Source organism: Rossellomorea marisflavi (assembly GCF_001274775.1).
Lineage (GTDB): Bacteria > Bacillota > Bacilli > Bacillales > Bacillaceae_B > Rossellomorea > Rossellomorea marisflavi.
Window position 1 is genome coordinate 235053 of record NZ_LGUE01000001.1, and the last position, 22132, is coordinate 257184.

General features: G+C 49.6%; 20 protein-coding genes. 17 read left to right on the top strand and 3 right to left on the bottom strand.

The genetic code is table 11. The features are described 5' to 3' along the window. Positions 1-146: 146 nt before the first annotated feature. The 8 genes from tig to AF331_RS01205 all read left to right on the top strand — a co-directional run bounded on the left by tig (position 147) and on the right by AF331_RS01205 (position 10572). On the top strand, positions 147-1433 hold the full coding sequence (gene tig / locus AF331_RS01170; RefSeq protein WP_053426406.1) for a trigger factor: 1287 nt from the start codon (positions 147-149) through the stop codon (positions 1431-1433). 373 nt (positions 1434-1806) lie between these two features. Beyond that, positions 1807-3078, top strand: coding sequence for an ATP-dependent protease ATP-binding subunit ClpX (gene clpX / locus AF331_RS01175; protein ID WP_053426407.1), 1272 nt, complete (start codon positions 1807-1809; stop codon positions 3076-3078). A 147-nt stretch (positions 3079-3225) separates the two neighbouring features. After that, positions 3226-4869 carry an ATP-dependent protease LonB gene (gene lonB / locus AF331_RS01180; protein WP_048006272.1) on the top strand — a complete coding sequence of 548 codons (1644 nt, stop codon included), beginning with the start codon at positions 3226-3228 and terminating at the stop codon, positions 4867-4869. A 132-nt stretch (positions 4870-5001) separates the two neighbouring features. Continuing rightward, positions 5002-7326 carry an endopeptidase La gene (gene lon / locus AF331_RS01185; RefSeq protein ID WP_053426408.1) on the top strand — a complete coding sequence of 775 codons (2325 nt, stop codon included), beginning with the start codon at positions 5002-5004 and terminating at the stop codon, positions 7324-7326. Continuing rightward, a complete protein-coding gene (gene yihA / locus AF331_RS01190) occupies positions 7323-7907 on the top strand; it encodes a ribosome biogenesis GTP-binding protein YihA/YsxC (protein ID WP_053426409.1) in 585 nt (194 codons plus the stop codon). Before lon ends, yihA begins: the two co-directional genes overlap by 4 nt. Positions 7908-8370: 463 nt before the next feature. Then, positions 8371-9105 carry a transporter substrate-binding domain-containing protein gene (locus AF331_RS01195; protein WP_235576342.1) on the top strand — a complete coding sequence of 245 codons (735 nt, stop codon included), beginning with the start codon at positions 8371-8373 and terminating at the stop codon, positions 9103-9105. Positions 9106-9177: 72 nt separating this feature from the next. Beyond that, positions 9178-9825 (top strand): amino acid ABC transporter permease, encoded by a 648-nt coding sequence (locus AF331_RS01200; protein WP_048006267.1) that lies wholly within the window; start codon positions 9178-9180, stop codon positions 9823-9825. Between the two features lie 12 nt (positions 9826-9837). After that, the gene (locus tag AF331_RS01205; RefSeq protein WP_053426411.1) at positions 9838-10572 is read left to right on the top strand and encodes an amino acid ABC transporter ATP-binding protein; all 735 of its coding nucleotides are present in this window, start codon (positions 9838-9840) and stop codon (positions 10570-10572) included. A gap of 305 nt (positions 10573-10877) precedes the next feature. On the opposite strand, the gene AF331_RS01210 is transcribed toward AF331_RS01205, so the two are convergent. Next, positions 10878-11363, bottom strand: coding sequence for a LiaI-LiaF-like domain-containing protein (locus AF331_RS01210; protein WP_053426412.1), 486 nt, complete (start codon positions 11361-11363; stop codon positions 10878-10880). 303 nt (positions 11364-11666) lie between these two features. On the opposite strand from AF331_RS01210, the gene hemA reads away from it, so the two are divergent. From hemA to AF331_RS01245, 7 genes are all read left to right on the top strand, one after another. After that, entirely contained in the window at positions 11667-13019 is a 1353-nt protein-coding gene (hemA, locus tag AF331_RS01215) for a glutamyl-tRNA reductase (RefSeq protein ID WP_048012654.1), read from the top strand. A 15-nt stretch (positions 13020-13034) separates the two neighbouring features. Further along, complete coding sequence (gene ccsA, locus AF331_RS01220; RefSeq protein ID WP_048006263.1) at positions 13035-13868, top strand: cytochrome c biogenesis protein CcsA; 834 nt, start codon at positions 13035-13037, stop codon at positions 13866-13868. Positions 13869-13886: 18 nt separating this feature from the next. Then, complete coding sequence (gene hemC / locus AF331_RS01225) at positions 13887-14819, top strand: hydroxymethylbilane synthase (RefSeq protein ID WP_053426413.1); 933 nt, start codon at positions 13887-13889, stop codon at positions 14817-14819. Next, positions 14819-15604, top strand: a complete 786-nt coding sequence (locus AF331_RS01230; RefSeq protein WP_053426414.1) for a uroporphyrinogen-III synthase — start codon at positions 14819-14821, stop codon at positions 15602-15604. Before hemC ends, AF331_RS01230 begins: the two co-directional genes overlap by 1 nt. A gap of 22 nt (positions 15605-15626) precedes the next feature. Then, positions 15627-16607 carry a porphobilinogen synthase gene (gene hemB, locus AF331_RS01235; protein WP_053426415.1) on the top strand — a complete coding sequence of 327 codons (981 nt, stop codon included), beginning with the start codon at positions 15627-15629 and terminating at the stop codon, positions 16605-16607. Positions 16608-16629: 22 nt separating this feature from the next. Beyond that, the gene (gene hemL / locus AF331_RS01240) at positions 16630-17922 is read left to right on the top strand and encodes a glutamate-1-semialdehyde 2,1-aminomutase (protein ID WP_053426416.1); all 1293 of its coding nucleotides are present in this window, start codon (positions 16630-16632) and stop codon (positions 17920-17922) included. A gap of 420 nt (positions 17923-18342) precedes the next feature. Then, positions 18343-19002, top strand: a complete 660-nt coding sequence (locus AF331_RS01245; protein ID WP_053427727.1) for a peroxiredoxin — start codon at positions 18343-18345, stop codon at positions 19000-19002. 164 nt (positions 19003-19166) lie between these two features. Here AF331_RS01245 and AF331_RS01250 read toward each other — a convergent pair whose 3' ends face one another. Next, positions 19167-19490: a DUF4306 domain-containing protein gene (locus AF331_RS01250; RefSeq protein WP_082346650.1), complete on the bottom strand. Its 324-nt coding sequence runs from the start codon at positions 19488-19490 to the stop codon at positions 19167-19169. Next, positions 19469-19744: a hypothetical protein gene (locus AF331_RS22275; RefSeq protein ID WP_160316474.1), complete on the bottom strand. Its 276-nt coding sequence runs from the start codon at positions 19742-19744 to the stop codon at positions 19469-19471. Before AF331_RS22275 ends, AF331_RS01250 begins: the two co-directional genes overlap by 22 nt. 65 nt (positions 19745-19809) lie before the next feature. Here AF331_RS22275 and spoVID point away from each other — a divergent pair, with 65 nt between their 5' ends. After that, on the top strand, positions 19810-20991 hold the full coding sequence (spoVID, locus tag AF331_RS01255; protein ID WP_053426418.1) for a stage VI sporulation protein D: 1182 nt from the start codon (positions 19810-19812) through the stop codon (positions 20989-20991). 76 nt (positions 20992-21067) lie between these two features. Beyond that, a complete protein-coding gene (gene ysxE, locus AF331_RS01260) occupies positions 21068-22099 on the top strand; it encodes a spore coat protein YsxE (RefSeq protein WP_053426419.1) in 1032 nt (343 codons plus the stop codon). Positions 22100-22132 lie beyond the last annotated feature (33 nt).

The window sequence follows — 22132 nt, forward strand, 5'->3', positions numbered from 1 at the left end:
TGAAAGACAGAAGCTGTATGTTATAATGTAGTGGTTGTAATGTAAAAGTCTTTCATATAATTACGATGATAGTGCTAGATTCAATCGGGACTATCTACTACTATGCGTAAAATAAAAATCAATTATAGATTGTTGGAGGGAACTGTATGTCTGCAAAATGGGAAAAGCAAGAAGGGAACCAAGGTGTTCTTACAATTGAAGTAGAAGCAGCTAAAGTGAACGAAGGTCTTGACGCAGCGTTCAAAAAAGTTGTGAAACAAGTAAACGTACCAGGATTCCGTAAAGGTAAAATGCCACGTGGCATGTTCGAAAAACGTTTCGGCGTAGAATCTCTTTATCAAGATGCTTTGGATATCATCCTTCCTGAAGCATATGCTAATGCGATCGAAGAAACTGGAATCGAGCCGATCGATCGTCCGGAAATCGACGTAGAGCAAATGGAAAAAGGAAAAGACCTTGTCTTCACAGCAAAAGTTCAAGTGAAACCTGAAGTGAAGCTTGGCGATTACAAAGGTCTTGAAGTAGAAAAAGTGGACGATGAAGTAACAGCTGAAGATGTAGAAGCTGAACTTACTTCCCTTCAAGAAAAACAAGCTGAGCTTGTTGTGAAAGAAGAAGGCAAAGCTGAAGAAGGCGACACAGTGACAATGGATTTCGAAGGATTCGTTGACGGTGAAGCATTCGAAGGCGGCCAAGCGGATAACTACTCACTTGAACTTGGTTCAGGTCAGTTCATCCCAGGATTCGAAGAGCAGCTTGTAGGCGTTGCAGCAGGCGAAGAAAAAGACGTTGAGGTAAGCTTCCCTGAAGAATACCATGCGGCAGAGCTTGCTGGTAAAGCAGCTACATTCAAAGTGAAAATCCACGAAATCAAAGCGAAAGAACTTCCAGCACTTGATGATGAGTTCGCTAAAGACGCAGATGAAGAAGTGGAAACACTTGCTGAACTGAAAGAAAAAATCGAAAACCGCCTGAAAGAGTCTAAAAAGACTGAAGCGGAAACAGCAGTACGTGAAGCACTAGTAGAAAAAGCTTCTGAAAATGCTGAAGTGGAAATCCCGGACGTCATGGTTGACGCTGAAGTGGACCGCATGATGCAAGAATTCGGTCAACGTCTTCAAATGCAAGGCATGACCCTTGAGCTTTACTTCCAATTCTCTGGTCAATCAGAAGAAGATCTTCGCGGTCAAATGAAAGAAGATGCTGGCAAACGTGTTCGCACAAACCTAACGCTTGAAGCGATCGCAGCAGCGGAAAATCTTGAAGTGACAGACGAAGAAGCGGAAGAAGAAGTGAATAAAATGGCTGAGCAGTACAACATGTCAGCTGACAACATCAAGCAAGCCCTAGGCGGACTTGATACGTTGAAAGCAGACCTTAAAGTGCGCAAAGCATTGGAATTCCTTGTAGATAACAGCAAAACAGTAGCATAATCAATATATGATAGTAGGGACAAGGCGCTCAGTGCGCCTTGTTTTCTACCCTCTTTTAGGAAGTTTAGACGAGCGGCTCTTAGGGGAAATATCTCTATGAAGAATAAGAACCCCCGGTTTTGGATAAACCTTAAGAAGCAGGGGTAAAAAAATCCTTCATCCCGTTTCGATCTTCCCGCTTCCGGCTATGTAAATAATTTGCTAAAATCCTCAATACATAATAAGATGATTGATAAGAATCGTATCAATTTCGTTACGGACATATAATGTGATAGAATGCAATACATAACTCATGGTAATTGGAAAGCAGGAAATCGTTCGTGTGATGAAACATTACGATTTTTACTAAGCTCAAACGAAGGGGTGAACGTCATTGTTTAAATTTAACGATGAAAAAGGGCAGTTGAAATGTTCTTTTTGCGGTAAAACACAAGACCAGGTCCGTAAGCTGGTAGCTGGACCGGGCGTATATATTTGTGACGAATGCATCGAGCTTTGCACGGAAATCGTGGAAGAAGAGCTCGGTACAGAAGAAGAAGTGGAATTCAAGGATGTTCCGAAACCACGTGAGATCCGTGAAATCCTTGACGAATATGTCATCGGACAGGATCAAGCGAAGAAATCCCTTGCTGTAGCCGTTTATAATCACTACAAACGGATCAATTCAAACAGCAAAGTGGATGACGTGGAACTATCCAAAAGTAATATTGCCATGATCGGTCCGACAGGTAGCGGTAAGACGCTTCTTGCTCAGACTCTTGCACGCATCTTGAACGTTCCATTTGCCATCGCGGATGCAACGTCCCTCACCGAAGCCGGTTATGTAGGGGAAGATGTTGAAAACATCCTATTGAAGCTGATCCAAGCTGCGGATTATGATGTGGAGAAAGCGGAAAAAGGAATTATCTATATCGATGAAATCGATAAAGTGGCCCGTAAATCCGAAAACCCGTCGATCACGCGTGATGTATCAGGTGAAGGTGTGCAGCAGGCTCTCTTGAAGATCCTTGAAGGAACCGTTGCGAGCGTTCCGCCACAAGGTGGCCGTAAGCATCCTCATCAGGAATTCATCCAGATCGATACATCCAATGTCCTCTTCATCTGTGGTGGGGCATTCGATGGAATCGAACAGATCATCAAACGCCGACTTGGCCAAAAAGTCATCGGGTTCGGCTCTGATCCGAAGAACGCTGAAGTGAAAGAGGATAAATCCCTCCTTGCGAAAGTCGTTCCGGAAGATCTTCTCCGTTTTGGACTGATCCCAGAGTTCATCGGTCGTCTTCCGGTCATCTCAAGCCTCACTCCTCTTGATGAGGAAGCGTTGGTTGAGATCCTGACCAAGCCGAAGAATGCTCTTGTGAAGCAGTACCAAAAAATGCTTGAGCTGGACGATGTAGAGCTTGATTTCACTGAAGAGGCCCTATTCGAAATCGCGAAAAAAGCGATCGAACGCAAAACGGGTGCCCGTGGACTGCGCTCCATCATTGAAACCATGATGCTCGACGTCATGTTCGACCTTCCGTCCCGTGATGACATCAAAAAATGCATCATCACGAAGGAAACCATCCTTGAGGATGCAACTCCTCATCTGATGCTCGAAGATGGTACGATCATCGATCCGAATGAAGAAAAAACTTCAGCATGATCCTAATCAAAAGCCGGTAATCCCCCATGGGATTACCGGCTTTTTTCGTGATTTTGCACCGCTGTCGCCACCAAATTTTATGGTTATTCCCAAACGGACGGGGAGATACTAACCCGTAACAACTTGAACCAACTGGAGGATGACTATATGAGCTTTACAAGTATCGCGCTGTTTATCCAGCTTTTTTTCGGCATCATCATCGGACTGTATTTCTGGAATCTCCTGAAGAACCAACGGACACAAAAAGTATCCATCGACCGTGAATCGAAGAAGGAAATGGAGGAGCTTAGGAAGATGCGCTCGATCTCCCTATCCGAACCCCTTTCTGAAAGGGTCCGCCCGGCAAGCTTTGACGATATCGTCGGCCAGGAGGATGGTATCAAGTCCCTGAAGGCAGCGCTGTGCAGTCCCAATCCACAGCATGTGATTATCTATGGTCCTCCAGGGGTCGGGAAGACGGCAGCTGCGCGACTTGTATTGGAAGAAGCGAAAAAGAATATGAAATCCCCGTTCATGACCTCGGCCGTTTTTGTGGAGCTTGATGCGACGACTGCGCGATTCGATGAGCGGGGCATTGCGGATCCCCTCATCGGATCGGTGCATGATCCCATCTATCAGGGAGCAGGAGCCATGGGACAGGCCGGAATACCACAGCCGAAGCAAGGTGCTGTCACCAATGCCCACGGGGGCGTGCTGTTCATTGATGAAATCGGGGAATTACACCCGATCCAAATGAATAAATTATTAAAGGTACTGGAAGACCGCAGGGTTTATCTTGAGAGTGCATATTATAATGAGGAAAATCATCAGATCCCTAGTCATATCCACGATATTTTCAAAAACGGCCTCCCGGCAGATTTCCGTTTGGTCGGGGCCACGACGAGGACGCCGAATGAAATTCCGCCGGCGATCCGTTCCCGCTGCATGGAAGTATTTTTCCGTGAGCTTGAGAGGGAAGAAGTGAAAGAAATCTGCGCAAGGGCAGCCAAAAAGGTGAATATATCCGTGAGCAAGGAAGGTTTGGAGATTCTTGCGTCCTACGCGAGGAATGGCCGTGAAGCGGTGAATCTGGTCCAGATCGCGGCCGGTCTTGCCATCACGGAAAATCGCGATCATATTGCCGATCATGAATTGGAATGGATCATTCAATCGACCCAGATGTCCCCGAGGCATGAGAAGAAAATCAACAGGGAGGCGACAGTCGGTCTCGTCAACGGCCTCGCTGTGACAGGACCGAATTCCGGATCCCTGCTAGAAATCGAAGTCACCGTCATTCCGGCAGCGGATAAGGGCGGAGTCAATGTAACGGGGATCGTGGAAGAAGAGAGCATCGGGGATAAAGGCAAATCGATCCGCCGGAAAAGCATGGCCAAAGGATCGATCGAGAACGTCATCACCGTCCTCCGCTCCATGGGGGTCCCGGCAGACCAATACGATATCCACGTGAATTTCCCAGGTGGAGTCCCGGTGGACGGACCTTCGGCGGGTATCGCCATGGCACTCGGCATCTACTCCGCGATCTACAGGCTTCCCGTCAGGCACAACATCGCACTTACGGGTGAAATCAGCATTCACGGGAAGGTGAAACCCGTCGGAGGGGTCTATCCGAAGATCAAAGGGGCCAAGGCTGCAGGGGCGGATCTCGTCATCATTCCGCACGAGAATGAGCAGTCCCTCCTTCATGAAGTGGGCGGCATCGAAGTGATTCCCGTCAAAGAGTTCAAAGAAGTGATGGAGCTGGCCCTTGTCAAAGACGTCATGGACGATGCAAAAAACAAGAAAAGCATGTAATCATGGCCGACTCGGGTGATTCCCGATCGGCTTTTCCTCAGTACATCCGGCAAGTCCAATTTAATAGACACTACCTAGTAAATAAGATAGAATTGTACAAAGGCTTAGAGCATAAATCCGGAGGTGTAAGATATGGCAAATCAAACAAAACGAACAGTTCCCCTCCTCCCATTAAGAGGCCTGTTGGTTTACCCGACGATGGTCCTGCATTTGGATGTCGGGCGTGAGCGCTCGGTGCAGGCTTTGGAAAAAGCCATGATGGATGATCATATGATCTTTTTGACGACTCAAAAGGATTCTGATATAGACGAACCGACCCAGGATGATTTTTATGAGATGGGGACCCTTACGAAGGTGAAGCAGATGCTGAAGCTTCCGAACGGAACGATCCGCGTCCTTGTGGAAGGACTCAACCGTGGGACGATCTCTTCCTATTCCAATGACCAGGGCTTCTATGAAGTGGAAGTGGATGAATACAGTGATTCCGAGCAAAAGGATTCTGAACTCGATGCCCTGATGAGGACGTTGCTGAACTATTTCGAACAATACATAAAGCTTTCAAAAAAAGTATCCGCTGAAACCTATTCCACTGTGGCGGATATCGAGGAGCCGGGCAGGCTTGCGGATATCATTGCATCCCATCTGCCTTTGAAGATCAAAGAAAAGCAGCATATCCTCGAAACACAGGATATCAAAGAGCGCCTGCAGATGGTGATCGAGATCATCAACAATGAGAAGGAAGTCCTTTCATTGGAGAAAAAGATCGGTCAGCGCGTCAAACGCTCCATGGAACGGACCCAGAAGGAATACTATCTGCGTGAGCAGATGAAGGCGATCCAGAAAGAGCTCGGCGATAAGGAAGGCAAGACGGGCGAAGTGGAAGACCTTACGATGAAGATTGAAGAAGCAGGCATGCCGGAAGACATTGAGGCAACGGCTTTGAAGGAGCTTGCGCGCTATGAAAAGGTGCCTTCAAGCTCTGCTGAAAGCTCCGTCATCCGCAACTACATCGAATGGCTCGTTTCCCTTCCGTGGACGAAGGAGACAGAAGACCAGCTCGATATCAACCGTTCTGAAATGATCCTCGACCGGGATCATTACGGACTTGAAAAAGTGAAGGAGCGCGTCCTTGAGTACCTTGCCGTCCAGCAGCTCACACGCTCCCTGAAAGGACCGATCCTTTGTCTGGCGGGCCCTCCAGGCGTCGGGAAGACCAGTCTCGCCAGGTCTGTGGCCGAATCCCTCGGGCGCAATTTCGTCCGTGTATCCCTTGGCGGCGTGCGTGATGAATCAGAGATCCGCGGTCATCGCCGTACGTATGTCGGTGCCATGCCGGGGCGGATCATCCGCGGCATGAAGAAAGCCGGAACGGTGAATCCCGTCTTCCTTCTCGATGAAATCGACAAGATGAGCAGTGATTTCCGCGGGGATCCATCCAGTGCCATGCTTGAGGTGCTCGACCCTGAACAGAATTCCAATTTCAGCGATCATTATATAGAAGAAACGTATGATCTATCCAAGGTCATGTTCATTGCAACCGCCAATGATCTTTCCACGATTCCGGGACCGCTTCGCGATCGTATGGAAATCATCACGATTGCAGGGTATACTGAGATAGAGAAAGTGAATATCGCCAAACATCATCTCTTGCCTAAACAGCTCAGTGACCATGGATTGACAAAATCCAAGCTGCAGCTGAAAGATGAGGCGTTCGTTGATATCGTGCGTTACTACACGCGAGAAGCGGGTGTCAGGAGCCTTGAGCGTCAGCTGGCGGCCATCTGTCGTAAAGCGGCGAAGATCATCGTCTCCGGCAGCAAGAAGCGCGTGACGATCACGTCCAGGAACATCGAGGAATTCCTCGGCAAGAAAAAATTCCGCTACGGTCAGGCCGAGCTTGAGAATCAGGTCGGTGTATCCACCGGACTTGCGTACACCTCTGTGGGAGGAGACACGCTGCAGATCGAAGTCTCCCTTGCACCAGGTAAAGGCAAGCTTGTCCTCACAGGGAAGCTTGGAGACGTGATGAAAGAGTCGGCCCAGACGGCCTTCAGCTTCGTCCGTTCGAATACGAAAACCCTTGGAATCGATGAAAAATTCCATGAGAAATACGATATTCACATCCATGTTCCTGAAGGCGCCGTGCCGAAGGATGGACCGTCTGCCGGCATCACGATCACGACGGCATTGGTATCGGCCCTCACCGGTAAGTATGTGGACCGAGAAGTCGGCATGACCGGGGAAATGACCCTGAGGGGAAGGGTGCTCCCGATCGGAGGACTTAAAGAAAAGACCCTCAGCGCCCACCGTGCCGGGATCAAGACCGTGATCCTCCCGAAAGACAATGAAAAAGATATCGACGATATACCGGAAAGCGTCCGTGAAGAATTGACCTTCATCCTCGTATCCCATATCGATCAAGTGTTAGAGAAAGCATTAGTAGGTGAAAAGAAGTGAAAGTAAATCAAGTTGAGCTAGTGATCAGTGCCGTCAGACCGGAGCAGTACCCGGAAGGTGATCTTCCGGAGTTTGCCCTGGCGGGGCGTTCCAACGTCGGGAAGTCCTCTTTCATCAACAAGATGATCGGCCGCAAAAGCATGGCGAGGATCTCATCGAAGCCGGGTAAAACCCAAACGTTGAATTTCTATAAAATCGAAGAGACCCTCTACTATGTGGATGTTCCCGGATATGGTTTCGCGAAGGTATCGAAGAAGGAGAGGGAAGCCTGGGGCAAGATGATCGAAACGTATATCACGTCCCGAGATCAACTCAAGGCCGTCCTCCTCATCGTCGACCTCAGGCATCCGCCGACCAATGATGACGTCATGATGTACGGATTCCTCAAGCACTACGAAATCCCTTGCATCATCGTCGCCACCAAGGCCGATAAGATCCCTAAGGGCAAGTGGCAGAAGCATCTCAAAATCACCCGTGATACGTTGAAGATGGAAGAAGGCGACGAATGCGTCCTCTTCTCTTCTGAAACAGGACTCGGGAAAGATAAGGCATGGGATGCCATCAGAGCACGATATAAGTAAATGGAAAGCGGTCCGGATTTGATTCCGGACCGCTTTTTTTCTTTGGAGTTTATGTGAAGCGCTTGAGTGGAAGGTGAATAGCCAGATCGCCAAGCGTTTTTAACTTATGTGTACAACTAAATGAAAGGATTACGATGGATGGCACGCTCCGCCTCCATGCCTGACTCATCCATCTAAATATCCTAGTATAATAGCTCCATTTTCTATCCTGGGAGAGGCAATAAGCACTAATGAAGGCGAGGGATATAAAGCATCCATAAGGATCCGGGCGGATACTTGTCTTTACAGGAGGTGGGTTTATCTCAAGTTAGCATAGGGTAAAAAATGGAATGATATCATGATATTTGAATTTTGTGAATATTATTTATTGTTGATACAATTATTCAGAGTAGTGAAAAAAAGAGGGGGAGTTATACACGTGAAAATTTGGACAAGACTGACGCTTTTCGTCGCACTCGCCGTGATGCTCACGGCATGTGGATCAAAGGCAACAACCGAAGGCGGGGCTGACCTCGTAAAAGCGGATACCTTCACCTTCTCTGCATCTGGTGAATTCAAGCCTTTCAGCTATACGAATAGCGAAGGGAAGATGGAAGGTTTCGACATCGACGTGGCGGAAGCCGTCGCCAAGGAGCTGGGTCTTAAACCTGATCAGAAGAAATTTAAATTCGCGGGGATCGTGGAAGGCGTGAAATCGGGACGATTCGATGCAGCGGTCGCTTCACATACCATCACCGAGGATCGTGCGAAAGAAGTAGACTTCTCGACACCGTATTATTATTCCGGGCCGCAGATCTTCGTGAGGCCTGATAGCGACGTCGAAACCCTCGACGATTTGAAAGGAAAAGAAATCGCGGTTTCCAAAGGCTCATCTTACGCCAAGGAAGCGGAAGCCGTCACGGATAATATCCCGCAGTACGATAGTGATGTCGTGGCTCTGGAAGCATTGAGCAAGGGTAAGCATGATGCTGTCATAACGGACTTTGTCACCGGTAAGGAAGCGATTTCGTCTGGGATGAAGCTGGACGCGAAGGAGCTCCTCGGACGGAGTGAGCAGGCCATCGCCGTCAGCAAGGATAATCCCAAGCTCTTGAAAGAGATCGATGCCGCCCTCGAAAAACTGAGGGAAGATGGGACGCTGAAAAAAATCAGTGAAAAATATTTCGACTCAGATATTACGACAGATCCAAGTGAGTAAAGCGTAAGCGTGGGACGGATGCGCAGTTCATGCGCATCCGTCTTTTAAATGAAACAGCCGGGAGGAAAGCATATGGATTTTTTGAAGATTGTAATCGACACATACCCCATCTTCCTGAAGGGGATGCTGCTCACATTTCAGCTCACCGCCATCGCGGTACTCATTGCCATCGTCATCGGGTTGTTTTTCGCCTTTTTAAAGATTTCACCGGTGAAGATCCTCCAGTATATCGCGGACTTATATATTTTCGTCGTCCGGGGGACACCGTTGATCGTCCAGATCTTCATCTTCTACTATGGCCTCACCTCAATCAATCTGCCTAGCTTCTGGGCGGTTGCCCTGGGGCTCGCGTTCCACAACGGGGCATATATTGCAGAGATCTTCAGGGGCTCGATCCAGTCGGTGGATCGCGGCCAGATGGAGGCAGGGCGATCCCTCGGAATGTCCATGAGCCTGACCATGAGGAGGATCATCCTCCCGCAGGCTTTCAAGCGGGCCCTCCCGCCACTCGGGAATCAGTTCATCATCGCCGTGAAGGACTCGTCCCTTGCCTCTTTCATCGGCATGTACGAGCTATTCAGCGTAGCGACGACACTCGGCTCCAATAATTTCGATTATATGACGTACCTGCTTGTTGTTGCGATTTACTACCTTGTACTCGTATTCGTGTTTACAATCATCGTCAACATCATAGAGAAACGACTATCGGTAAGTGATTAAGGGGGGATACTCATGAGTAAAGAAATGATCAAGGTGGAGAAATTGAATAAATCGTTCGGAGATCTCCATGTTTTGAAAGATATTGATATGAGCGTGAATGAAAGCGACGTCGTCTGTCTCATCGGAGCAAGCGGATCAGGTAAGAGTACACTGCTGCGCTGCCTCAACTTCCTTGAACTGAAGGACGGGGGGAGAGTCGTCATCGAGGGTGACGACATCGATCAGAAGACGCATGATTTGAACAAGATCCGTGAGAAAGTGGGGATGGTGTTTCAGCACTTCCATCTCTTCCCCCATAAAACGGTCCTTGAGAATGTCATGGAAGCACCGGTCCATGTGAAAAAAATGGACCGCGACAAAGCCAGGAAGTCAGCAAAGGAGCTTTTGAAAAAAGTCGGACTTGCCGATAAGGAAGGGGTTTATCCATCGAAGCTCTCCGGCGGGCAGAAACAGCGTGTGGCCATTGCGAGGGCCCTCGCAATGAAGCCTGATATCATGCTGTTCGATGAACCGACCTCTGCCCTCGATCCCGAATTGGTCGGCGAGGTTCTGGCCACGATGAAGCAGCTTGCCCACGAGGGGATGACGATGATCGTCGTCACGCATGAGATGGGATTCGCAAGGGAGGTGGCCGACTGGGTCGTCTACATGCACGACGGACGGATCGTGGAAGTCGGGCATCCCGGGGAAATGTTCGGTTCGCCTAAAGAGGAGAGGACCAAGGCGTTCCTTGATGCAGTATTATAAGAGAAGAAGACTGGGAGAAGAACGTTAGTCATAGTAAAGAAACTGAGTCAAATATGTTTTAGTCATAGTAAAACCCGAATCATTTGCCTACGATAAAGCAAATGAATCGGGTTTTAAATTCGTTTAATGAACATTCAAATTTCATCGTTTCCAGCGGTTGATCGGAGTGCAAGATGAAGACTCCTGCGGGAAGAGTAGCTGGTGTGGCGTGCCGGGGAGGCTCACGGGCTACCCGCGGAAAGCGAAGTCTTGCACGGGAATCATGAGCGGCATAAAGAATCTACACGGATCGTGTTTATGTACGCTTACTTCCTCTTGAAAAAAAGAAGGAACGCCCCGATGAGGATGAGGACGAACGGCCACAGGCTGACGATGGAACCGACCTGACCTCCAAGGAAGCCGAACCAGCCTGCCGTTCGATCTGAGAACAGCATGAGGATCGACAGGACAAGGAACAGCCCTCCCTGGAACATCCCCGTTCCCGTCTTCTGATAGCGCAGAAGGAAGCCGAGGGCGAGGATCAGGACGAATACGCCCATATGATCCGGCCAGACGGGCATCCGGTTGACAAGGTGGAAGTGCAGGCCGAATCCAACGAGGATGGTACCGGGAAGGATCGCTTCATGGTCCTTCCCGACATACCCTTGAGCCAGAAAGGCGATGCCTACAATCATGAGCAGGGTCGGCCAGGTGAAAAATTCGCTGAATAAGATGATATGCGCCTGTTGAAGATAGAAGTAGGCACCGAATCCCAGGAGGATGACTCCGGGGAAGATCCGTTGTTGCTTCATATGGTTCCTCCGTCTTATGGAATGACTGTTTTTCGTGATTCACTCACTTGATTCTTATAGTGTGATTTGATACTCTACATAGGTGGGACTTGTCGAAAGTCCGTCTTTTTTGCAGCGGAATGTAAATGCTTACAGATTGAAAGAAGAACCCAATTATACAGTAAAACAAACCATGGGTAAGTTTCAAGCAATCCGCTTTCCATGGCAAACATAGGTTTCATTTTCTGTTCACATTTTATCCTGAGTGATGCAGTAGGACATGTTATAATAAGAATGATTTTAATTTGGGGGTGTCACGCACTTATGCATACAATCGTAGTTGGTTTAAATTATAAAACGGCCCCTGTAGAGATTCGTGAACGTCTATCTTTTAATGAAACTGATCTTGCTTCGGCCATGAAGGCGCTGAAGGAGAAAAAAAGCATCCTGGAAAATGTGATTGTTTCCACATGCAACCGCACGGAAGTGTATGCGGTGGTCGATCAGCTTCATACAGGCCGCTATTATATTAAAGATTTCTTATCCCAATGGTTTGATATAGATAAAGAGGAATTCTCCCCTTATTTGTTCATTTATGAACAGGAGGGAGCGGTGGAACATCTCTTCAAGGTGGCTACCGGCCTCAACTCCATGGTCCTTGGGGAAACTCAGATCCTTGGACAGGTCCGCTCAAGCTTCCTTCTTGCACAAGAGGCGGGAGCGACCGGTACGGTCTTCAATCATCTATTCAAGCAGGCCGTCACACTCGGGAAAAAAGGTCATGCCGAAACCGAGATCGGGTCCAACGCCGTATCCGTCAGCTATGCGGCTGTCGAGCTTGCCAAGAAAGTATTCGGCAGCCTCAACAAAAAGAACGTCCTTGTCCTGGGTGCAGGAAAGATGGGGGAACTGGCCATCAAGAACCTTCAGGGAAGCGGTGCAACACAGATCACCATCATCAACCGCACGTTCGAAAAAGCCGAAGCACTTGCCGGTAAGATTGATGGACAGGCGAAGACGCTGCAGGAGCTCCAATGCTCCCTCGTCGAAGCCGATATCCTGATCAGTTCTACCGGATCGAAGGATTTTGTCCTTTCGAAAGAAACGATGGCCCATGTGGAGCGCATGAGGAAAGGCCGTCCCCTCTTCATGGTGGACATCGCCGTGCCGCGGGACCTCGATCCTTCCATCGCGGAACTCGAAAGCGTCTTCCTCTATGATATCGATGACCTTGAAGACATCGTCGAAGCCAATCTGGCCGAGCGTCAAAAAGCCGCCGAGGAGATTGAAATCATGATTGAAGGGGAGATCCTCGCCTTCAAAGAGTGGCTCAATATGCTGGGCGTCGTTCCAGTCATTTCCGCTCTTCGTCAGAAAGCCCTGTCGATCCAGGCCGAAACGATGGTCAGCATCGAGCGCAAGATGCCGAATCTTACCGACCGTGAGCGCAAGGTGCTCAATAAGCATACAAAGAGCATCATCAACCAGCTGCTGAAGGATCCGATCCTCCAGGCGAAGGAATTCGCCGGGAAATCTGACGCATCAGAAAAACTGGATCTGTTCATCGATATCTTCAACATCGAAGAGCAGGTGCTCCAACAGAAACAGGCCAAAGAGTCGGAAGAAAAGAATGAGAGCAGTCACTCGCTATCACCGCAACCTTCTTTTCAATTTTAAGGAGGGTTGGAGTCTATGTTTGAACAAACGATGACCAGACTGCATGAACTGATGATCGTCCTTTATGCCATTAGCATTCTTTTTTACTTCATCGATTTTTTAAACAAAAACCGGAAGGCCAACACAGTGGCCTTCTGGCTCCTTGCGATTGTTTGGGTCCTTCAAACAATTTTTTTATTTCTCTATATGATGGACACAGGAAGATTCCCTGTCCTTACGATATTTGAAGGGTTATATTTCTACGCATGGATCCTGATCACCCTGTCGCTGGTGATCAACCGCTTCCTCCGTGTCGATTTCATCGTATTCTTCACCAATATCCTGGGTTTCATCATCATGGCGATCCATACGTTCGCACCGGTTCAGATCGAATCCCAGGCCATGGCGGAGCAGCTTGTATCGGAACTGCTCCTCATCCATATCACGATGGCGATCCTCTCTTATGGAGCGTTTTCCCTGTCATTCGTCTTTTCCCTCCTCTACCTTCTGCAGTTCAAACTGCTGAAGGAGAAGAAGTGGGGGCAACGGCTTTGGAGGATCACGGATCTGTCGAGGCTTGAGATGTTTTCGTACATACTGAATGCCATCGGGGTGGCCATGCTCCTCCTCAGTCTCATCCTGGGACTGCAGTGGGCATATATACGGCTTCCGGATTTTGTCTGGTATGATCCGAAGATCATCGGCTCATTCATCCTCCTCATTCTATACGGGATCTTCCTCTATCTGCGACTGAAGAAAAATGTATTCGGCAAGAACCTAGCACTCCTGAATGTGGCAGCATTCCTGATCATCCTGATCAATTTCTTCCTCGGAAGCAGGCTGTCATCATTCCATTTCTGGTATTCTTAAGTTTTTGGGGAGGTCATTATGAGAAAAATCATTGTAGGCTCTAGACGTAGTAAACTAGCACTCACCCAGTCCAATTGGGTGATCGATCAGCTGAAGGCGCTGAATCCTTCATTCGATTTCGAACTGAAGGAAATCGTCACAAAGGGAGACCGCATCCTTGATGTGACCCTATCAAAAGTCGGGGGAAAAGGTCTTTTCGTCAAAGAAATCGAACAGGCGATGCTCGACGGTGAAATCGACATGGCCGTTCACAGCATGAAAGATATGCCTGCGGTCCTGCCGGAAGGACTGACCATCGGGTGCATCCCGGAGCGTGAGGATTTCAGGGATGCCTTCATCAGCAAAAATCATGTTCGCCTGAAGGATATGCCGGCCGGATCCATCATCGGAACAAGCAGCCTTCGCCGCGGAGCCCAGCTTCTTTCCGTCAGACCGGACCTCGAAATCAAATGGATCCGTGGGAATATCGACACACGTCTCTCGAAGCTCGAAACAGATGGATATGATGCCATCATCCTGGCAGCGGCTGGACTCTCACGCATGGGGTGGACCAGGGACGTGGTAACGGAGTTCCTGGATCCTGATCTCTGCTTGCCGGCTGTAGGTCAAGGCGCGCTATCCATCGAGTGCCGCGAGAGTGATTCAGAGCTCTTGGCGCTCCTCGAGCAGTTTGCCTGTGGAGAAACGACCAGGACGGTCACGGCAGAGCGCGCGTTCCTTCATAAGATGGAAGGCGGGTGCCAGGTTCCGATCGCCGGCTTCGCGGAAGAAAAGCCCGACGGATCCATCGCTCTCACCGGTCTTGTAGCTTCCCCTGATGGACAGACGATCTACAAGGAGTACATCGTCGGTCATGACCCGGAGGAGCTTGGTGAGGCCGTGGCAGAAAGTCTGACGAATCAAGGAGCCAAGGCGCTGATCGACCAGGTGAAAGAGGAGCTTGACCAGTAATGAGCGGGGGTAAGCCTTTAGATGGTGTAAAGGTCCTCATCACCCGCGGTCAATCCGGGGCCAGTGAAACGGCTTCAAGAATTCAAGCGGAAGGGGGCATCCCGGTTGTGGTGCCCCTCTTGAAGTTCGAAGCCCGGATCGATCCCTCGGAGAAAGAATGGGGGGGCTCCCTACATACATACGATTGGATTCTCTTCACAAGTAAGAACGGGGTTCATTTTTTCCTGGAGGCCATGGACCGCATGGGGGTCTCCCTGTCGACTTTGGGAGTGAGATGTGCGGCTGTCGGGGAGAAGACCGCCAATTATTGTGAAAAACGGGGAATCCCCATTGATTTCATTCCAACAGAATACACGGGTGATGCCTTCGCCAGTGAGTTCATTCAAGCGATAAACGGGAATGCCAAGGTCCTTGTGCCAAAAGGCAACCTCGCCCGCAACGTGATCAGCGAGGAGTTGAATCGTTCCGGAATGACGTGTCACGAATGGATCGTCTATGAGACGGTGCTTCCCGAGGAGAGCGGTGATATCCTCAAACATGTCCTTGAACGGAAGGAAGCGGATATCATCACATTCACAAGCTCGTCCACTGTCCATCACTTCATGAAGGTGGTCAAATCCCATTCCCTCGGGCATTTCATCGAGGGCGTCCCCATGGCCTGTATCGGTCCGATCACAAAAGAAACGGCCGAACAGTACGGATTACATGTAAAAATCAGCCCAAAGGTTTATACTGTAAATGAAATGGTAGAAGCCATTAAAACCTATATCCAACAGCACGACTGATTTCCTTTAGGAGGGTTACACTATGTCTGAATTACAATTCAATCGTCACCGCCGCCTGCGTCAAACCGAAAACATGCGTGCGCTTGTGAGGGAGACGCATTTGCGGAAAGAAGATCTTATCTACCCACTATTCGTTGTAGAAGGGGAGAACATCCGCCGTCTTGTCCCTTCCATGCCGGATGTCTATCATATATCCATGGACAATCTCCAAGCCGAAATGGACGAGATCGTGTCCCTTGGAATCAAATCCATCATCCTCTTCGGCGTCCCTGCCGAAAAAGATGAAATGGGCTCACAGGCCTACCATGATCACGGCATCGTCCAGCAGGCGACCCGGTTCGTGAAGGAGCGCTACCCGGAAATCGTGGTGGTTGCAGATACATGCCTATGCCAATACACGAGCCACGGTCACTGCGGCATCGTCGAAGGCGGGAAGATCCTGAATGATCCGACCCTTGACCTGCTTGCGAAAACGGCTGTCAGCCAGGCAGAAGCGGGTGCCGACATCATCGCACCGTCCAATATGATGGACGGATTCGTAGCGGCCATCCGTCACGGTCTCGATGAAGCGGGCTTCACCGATGTTCCCATCATGTCCTATGCCGTGAAATATTCATCCAGCTTCTACGGTCCGTTCCGTGATGCGGCCCATTCGACTCCTCAATTCGGAGACCGCAGGACGTACCAGATGGATCCGGCGAATCGCCTGGAAGCATTACGGGAAGCGCAGTCGGATATTGAGGAAGGTGCCGATTTCCTAATCGTCAAACCGGCCCTGTCATATCTTGATATCATGCGTGATGTGAAGGATCGCTTCAATGCCCCTGTTGTCGCCTATAACGTGAGCGGTGAATACAGCATGGTCAAAGCGGCCGCACAAAACGGCTGGATCGACGAGAAAGGCATCGTCATGGAGAAATTGGTGAGCATGAAACGTGCAGGAGCCGACTTGATCGTCACCTATCATGCCAAAGACGCAGCTAGATGGTTATCTGAATCTTAATTGGAACGGGAGGAATGGAACGATGCGATCGTATGAAAAATCAAAGCAAGCCTTTCAGGAGGCATTAACATTGATGCCGGGCGGAGTGAACAGTCCGGTACGTGCATTTAAATCCGTTGATATGGATCCCATTTTCATGGAACGTGGTAAGGGCTCCAAAATCTACGATATCGATGGCAATGACTACATCGATTATGTCCTTTCCTGGGGACCACTGATCCTTGGACACGCCAACGACCGCGTAGTGGAAGCAATCAAGAAGGTAGCCGAAAATGGAACAAGCTTCGGTGCACCGACCGAGATCGAAAATGAACTGGCGAACCTCGTCATCGAGCGCGTGCCGAGTATCGAAGTCGTCCGGATGGTTTCTTCTGGTACGGAAGCGACCATGAGCGCCCTTCGTCTTGCCCGCGGATACACTGGACGCAATAAGATCCTGAAGTTTGAAGGCTGCTATCATGGCCATGGGGATTCCCTCCTTATCAAAGCGGGATCCGGTGTCGCCACACTCGGTCTTCCCGACAGCCCCGGTGTTCCGGAAGGGATCGCGAAGAATACCATCACCGTGCCATATAACGACCTTGACAGCATCCGCTATGCGTTCGAACAGTTCGGTGATGACATCGCCGGCGTGATCGTGGAACCTGTTGCCGGTAATATGGGGGTTGTCCCTCCGAAACCTGGTTTCCTTGAAGGACTCAGGGAAGTAACAGAGCAGTACGGCTCCCTCTTGATCTTTGATGAGGTCATGACCGGTTTCCGTGTCGGATACAATTGTGCACAAGGGTATTTTGGCGTCACACCTGACCTGACCTGCCTTGGTAAAGTCATCGGTGGTGGTCTTCCAGTCGGTGCGTACGGCGGGAAAGCGGAAATCATGGAGCAGATCGCTCCGAGTGGCCCGATCTATCAGGCGGGTACGCTTTCCGGGAACCCCCTTGCCATGACGGCCGGACTCGAGACATTGAAGCAGCTCACACCGGAGAGCTATGAAGAATTCGGACGCATCGCCGATCGCCTCCAAGATGGCTTGAACACGCTTGCCGAGAAATATGGGATCCCTCATACGATCAATCGCGCCGGTTCCATGATCGGATTGTTCTTCACCGATGAAGAAGTGTCCAATTATGAAGGAGCCAAGTCATCCGATCTTGAGATGTTCTCGAACTATTATCGTGAGATGGCCCATAACGGTGTCTTCCTCCCGCCTTCTCAGTTCGAAGGATTATTCCTGTCTACTGCACACAGTGACGAGGATATCGACAAGACCCTTGAAGCGGCAGAAGCGGCATTCAAGAAGATCAAACAAAAATAAGTCATAAAAGAGTCTGGGACAAACGTGTTTCAGCCATAGAGTAACCCGAACGATTTTGCGATCAGGCAAAGTCGTTCGGTTTTTTCATTTGGATAATGCACATTGCCATTTCAATGTTTTCAGCGGTTGATTGGAGTGCAAGATGAAGACTTCTGCGGGAAGAGTGGCTCCCTGCAGGCTTGCCGAGGAGGCTCACGGGCTACCCGTGAAAAGCGGAGTCTTGCACGTAAATCATGAACGGCATGAAGAACCTATACGTATTGTATTCGTATTGAGATGGTACCTTTTAGAATGGGCCCCACCTCTTTTTCGATTGAATCAGGTTTCATCCTACTTTCGTTCCATTTTCTGGCGATGACGATTGATGCCATGTGGGACGTGGTACAGTACTTGTATTCAGAAGAAAGGGAGGCAGATACAATGGAAGGGAGCTCGACAGAAACAAAGGAAAATACCATGCCGCGCATCGGTGATGATGCACCTGGATTCACGGCCGCCACGAGCAGGGGGAACGTAAGCTTGTCTGATTACAGGGGCAGGTGGGTGGTATTGTTTTCTCATCCCTCGGACTTTACCCCTGTATGCACGACAGAGTTCGTCGCATTCCAGGAGATTTACCCTGAACTGCAAAAGCTGGATACCGACCTGTTGGGGCTGAGCGTGGATAGTGTATCGTCCCACATCGCTTGGATCAGAAGCATCGAGGAAAACTTCGATACAACCATTGAATTTCCGGTTATTGCCGATCTGGACAAGGAGGTAGCGATGAAATATGGCATGATCATGCCTGGGGAGAGCCAGGTCGAGACGAGCCGGGCAGTCTTTGTGATCGACAGCCGTCAGACGATCCGCTCCATCATCTACTACCCTCTCACTACAGGGCGCAATATGAAGGAAATCGTGCGTCTTGTCCAAGCCCTGCAGGCGACGGATAAACATGGTGTATCAACCCCTGCCGACTGGGAGCCGGGTGACAAAGTCGTGGTCTCACCACCCGAGACACAGGAAGAGGCCGCAGAACGTGCGAATGAAGAGGGAATCGAGTATATAGATTGGTATATTTCCAAAAAATCGCTGTAGTGAAAAGAACCGTCCGCATGGCGCGAACGGTTCTTTTTTATGTGAAATTCATTCCTCACGCCGCACAGGAAGGGAGAGCTTGAGCGTCCCGGCAATCCTTGAACGGTTTGGTTCCATGGGATATGCGATGGTGAGTCACATTCGATGCGTGGCCGCCATGATGTTTAATTTGTGGGTTGATAGTTAGTGAGAAGGATTCGCTTGAGGATCAAGACGATCAGGAAGAGTGCATACAGGAGACTTACCATAATCAGAATGGTGATTACGAGTGGGGCATGCTGGAACCCGAAGATCAGTTTATCAAGATCGGAAATATCGCGTGGGGTCATGGCGTCTTTGCTGAATATGAGCATTTCACTCCACTTGTCCTCCAGCATCAAGTAACTCGCTGCCCATCCGAAGGTGAAAAAGGTGTATGAGAAAATCCCCAATGACAATATCAACTGAAAAAATAGGAATGGTTTATTCAAAAAGATCCTCCGCTCCAACTTTCATTCTTTTTGTTTAAATTTACCATTCGTTGATGGAAGATGCAATCTGCTTTTTTCTGAATGGATCTCACGCAGCTATCAGCATGGAGTGTCTCGCCGAGTGAATAGGGATGAATGACTTCTTCACTTGGCGTCTCCAAGAAAAAACGCATACGCCATTCCCTCTTGAGCCCTCTATCGTGCAGGCGATGTTTAGGAGGAGGAACTTTCGGGAATGCCGGAAGTTCACAAACAGTATCATATTCTTTCATGAGAGCCCATATAGTGATAATGGCATTGTTTGTTATTTCTTTGCTTAATGAAAGGAGGAATTTCTTTGTCGCAGCAATCGAGTCTACGATTTTCCCTGGAAGAATCAATTTGGTTTAAAAAAGGACAGGAAGTTGAAGAGTTATTATCCATCTCCTTAGATCCACATATAACGATACAAGAACAAGAGCAGTATATCCTCATCAGAGGCAGCCTGGATCTGTCCGGTGAATACCTTCCGTCCTCCGTGAGGGATGATGATGAAGCCTATGAGGTGGATGAGATCCTGGAGGCAAGCGGAAAGTACGTCCAGATGGTGGAAAGCCGTGAGAAGGGGGAGCTCGAGTTCATTCATTGCTTCCCGGTGGATGTAACGATCCCGAAGAACCGGATCGAGAATCTGGAAGACATCGATGTGTATGTGGAGGCATTTGATTATGCCGTGCCTGAAAATGCCTGCATCAGGCTGAATGCCGACCTGACCATCACAGGGATCTTCGGTGAACAGCAGGTGCAGACGCCTGTCGAAGAAGAGCTGTATGAACCGATGTACCGCGCCGTCGACACGATGGAAGACGTGGAGGCTGAAGAGGCGGAAGTGACGCTTGAGACGGTCGTACCCGATTACGTTGAGCAGCCTCCTCGGGAGGAAGAATATGATGTCTTTTCCCTCTCACCTGCCTATGAGGAAGTGGAAGAGGAGAAGGAGCCGGAGGAAACGGAGCCTTTTGTCCTTGAAGGAAGGGTGACGCCTGAAGAGGAAGAAATCCCGGTCCAGATCCAGTATGAATCGTTCCCTGAACCAGAAGCGATGAGAAGTGAGAAGATGTTTGAACTCCCAGAGCACGAGCTCAGTGAATCGTCAGAGGACCAGTCCTATCAGCACCACGCCCAGGAGCCGGTCCAACCGCCTGTGCAGCTTCCAGTCCAAGAGGTCATGGAGGTAGAAGAAGAGGAAGAGGAAGAATCCTCTTCAAGCTCAGAGGTCGAAGCGGCGAAGACATCCAAAGGCAAGAAGAAGAAATATGAATCGATCTCCCTGACGGATTTCTTTGCCCGGAAGGAAGAGGAGCGGGGTGCCACGCTCCGGGTATGCATCGTCCAGGACGGGGATACCCTTGATTCCATCGCAGAGAAATATGAACTGACGATCCCGCAGCTGCTGAGGGTGAATCAGCTCGAGGCCAACCAGGACGTGTACGGCGGTCAAGTGCTGTATATCCCGCCTGAGGAGCCCGCTTTTAGGTAAGGGTGCAAGGGAAGCCGGACTGACGCGTTAGGGTTGGTCCGGCTTTTTTAGAGTATACAGGCAGAAGGTGATAATCATGGAACAACCCCTGGAAGCATTGAGGCCCGTACTCCAGCCATATGGCGTCGAACCTTACTTCGTCGAGAGCTTCGGCAAGATCTCCAAGGTGTTTTCGAATAAAGGGACCCTTGCCGTCAAAAAGCTCTCTCCTCAAAACGGGGTGGATTTTGTCCGCAACATCCAGACCCTTTTCCAAAGGGGCTATAACCGCATCGTGCCGATCTATCCTACGCTTGACGGCCGCTATGCGGTGTGGAATGAAGGCAGCCTGTTCTACGTGATGCCCTGGCTCATCAATCAGGACAGGGAAGACCGCTTCGAGAAGCACCAGAAGCTGTTCAGGGAGCTTGCCCGCCTTCATACCCTCTCCTCCCAAGACGTGAAGATCGATAAAGAAGAGAGGGAATCCCACTACGAGTTGCTTACCACACGATGGGAGAAAGAACAGCAGTTCCTCGATGAGTATATCGATACATGTGAGCGGGTCACATATATGTCGCCGTTCCAGTACCATTACTGTATGTATTATAAAGATGCGTCACAGGCGTTGAAGTTTTCGAGGAAGATGCTTGATGAATGGTATGAGGAAACGAAGGATCTCGAGAAAGTCCGGACCGTCATCACCCACGGGAAGGTTTCTTCCGAGCACTTCCTGTATGATGACAGGGGGATGGGGTATTTTCACAACTTCGAGCAGTCCAAGGTCGCCTCCCCCTTCCATGACCTCCTCCCGTTCCTGTCCAGGACGCTGAAGACGTATCCGAAGTATTATGAAGAATGCGTGGAATGGCTGACGACCTATTTTCATCATTTTGCCGTCCGGAATGAGGAGCGACAGCTGTTCATGAGCTATCTTGCCTATCCGAGCTCCGTGATCGCCGTGGTGGAGAAATATTTTCATACCCCGAAGCATAAACGCAATGAGCGAAAATCACTGAAGAAGCTTCAGCGTCACTATTGGCTCTTGAAAAATACGGAGTACGTGGTCATGCGGCTGGATGAAATGGAACGGCAGAAAAAAGAAGCAGAGGAAGCATCCTCGTCATAAGAAATGCCCCGGACAGGATCCGGGGCTTTGTTT

Excerpts from the sequence above, each read along its gene's own strand:
- tig (WP_053426406.1), top strand. The coding sequence starts at position 147 with ATGTCTGCAAAATGGGAAAAGCAAGAAGGGAACCAAGGTGTTCTTACA.
- AF331_RS01205 (WP_053426411.1), top strand. The coding sequence starts at position 9,838 with ATGAGTAAAGAAATGATCAAGGTGGAGAAATTGAATAAATCGTTCGGA.
- hemA (WP_048012654.1), top strand. The coding sequence starts at position 11,667 with ATGCATACAATCGTAGTTGGTTTAAATTATAAAACGGCCCCTGTAGAG.
- ysxE (WP_053426419.1), top strand. The coding sequence starts at position 21,068 with ATGGAACAACCCCTGGAAGCATTGAGGCCCGTACTCCAGCCATATGGC.
- hemB (WP_053426415.1), top strand. The coding sequence starts at position 15,627 with ATGTCTGAATTACAATTCAATCGTCACCGCCGCCTGCGTCAAACCGAA.
- lonB (WP_048006272.1), top strand. The coding sequence starts at position 3,226 with ATGAGCTTTACAAGTATCGCGCTGTTTATCCAGCTTTTTTTCGGCATC.
- AF331_RS01245 (WP_053427727.1), top strand. The coding sequence starts at position 18,343 with ATGGAAGGGAGCTCGACAGAAACAAAGGAAAATACCATGCCGCGCATC.
- AF331_RS01195 (WP_235576342.1), top strand. The coding sequence starts at position 8,371 with ATGCTCACGGCATGTGGATCAAAGGCAACAACCGAAGGCGGGGCTGAC.
- ccsA (WP_048006263.1), top strand. The coding sequence starts at position 13,035 with ATGTTTGAACAAACGATGACCAGACTGCATGAACTGATGATCGTCCTT.
- hemL (WP_053426416.1), top strand. The coding sequence starts at position 16,630 with ATGCGATCGTATGAAAAATCAAAGCAAGCCTTTCAGGAGGCATTAACA.
- AF331_RS01200 (WP_048006267.1), top strand. The coding sequence starts at position 9,178 with ATGGATTTTTTGAAGATTGTAATCGACACATACCCCATCTTCCTGAAG.
- AF331_RS22275 (WP_160316474.1), bottom strand. The coding sequence starts at position 19,744 with ATGAAAGAATATGATACTGTTTGTGAACTTCCGGCATTCCCGAAAGTT.
- AF331_RS01230 (WP_053426414.1), top strand. The coding sequence starts at position 14,819 with ATGAGCGGGGGTAAGCCTTTAGATGGTGTAAAGGTCCTCATCACCCGC.
- lon (WP_053426408.1), top strand. The coding sequence starts at position 5,002 with ATGGCAAATCAAACAAAACGAACAGTTCCCCTCCTCCCATTAAGAGGC.
- hemC (WP_053426413.1), top strand. The coding sequence starts at position 13,887 with ATGAGAAAAATCATTGTAGGCTCTAGACGTAGTAAACTAGCACTCACC.
- AF331_RS01210 (WP_053426412.1), bottom strand. The coding sequence starts at position 11,363 with ATGAAGCAACAACGGATCTTCCCCGGAGTCATCCTCCTGGGATTCGGT.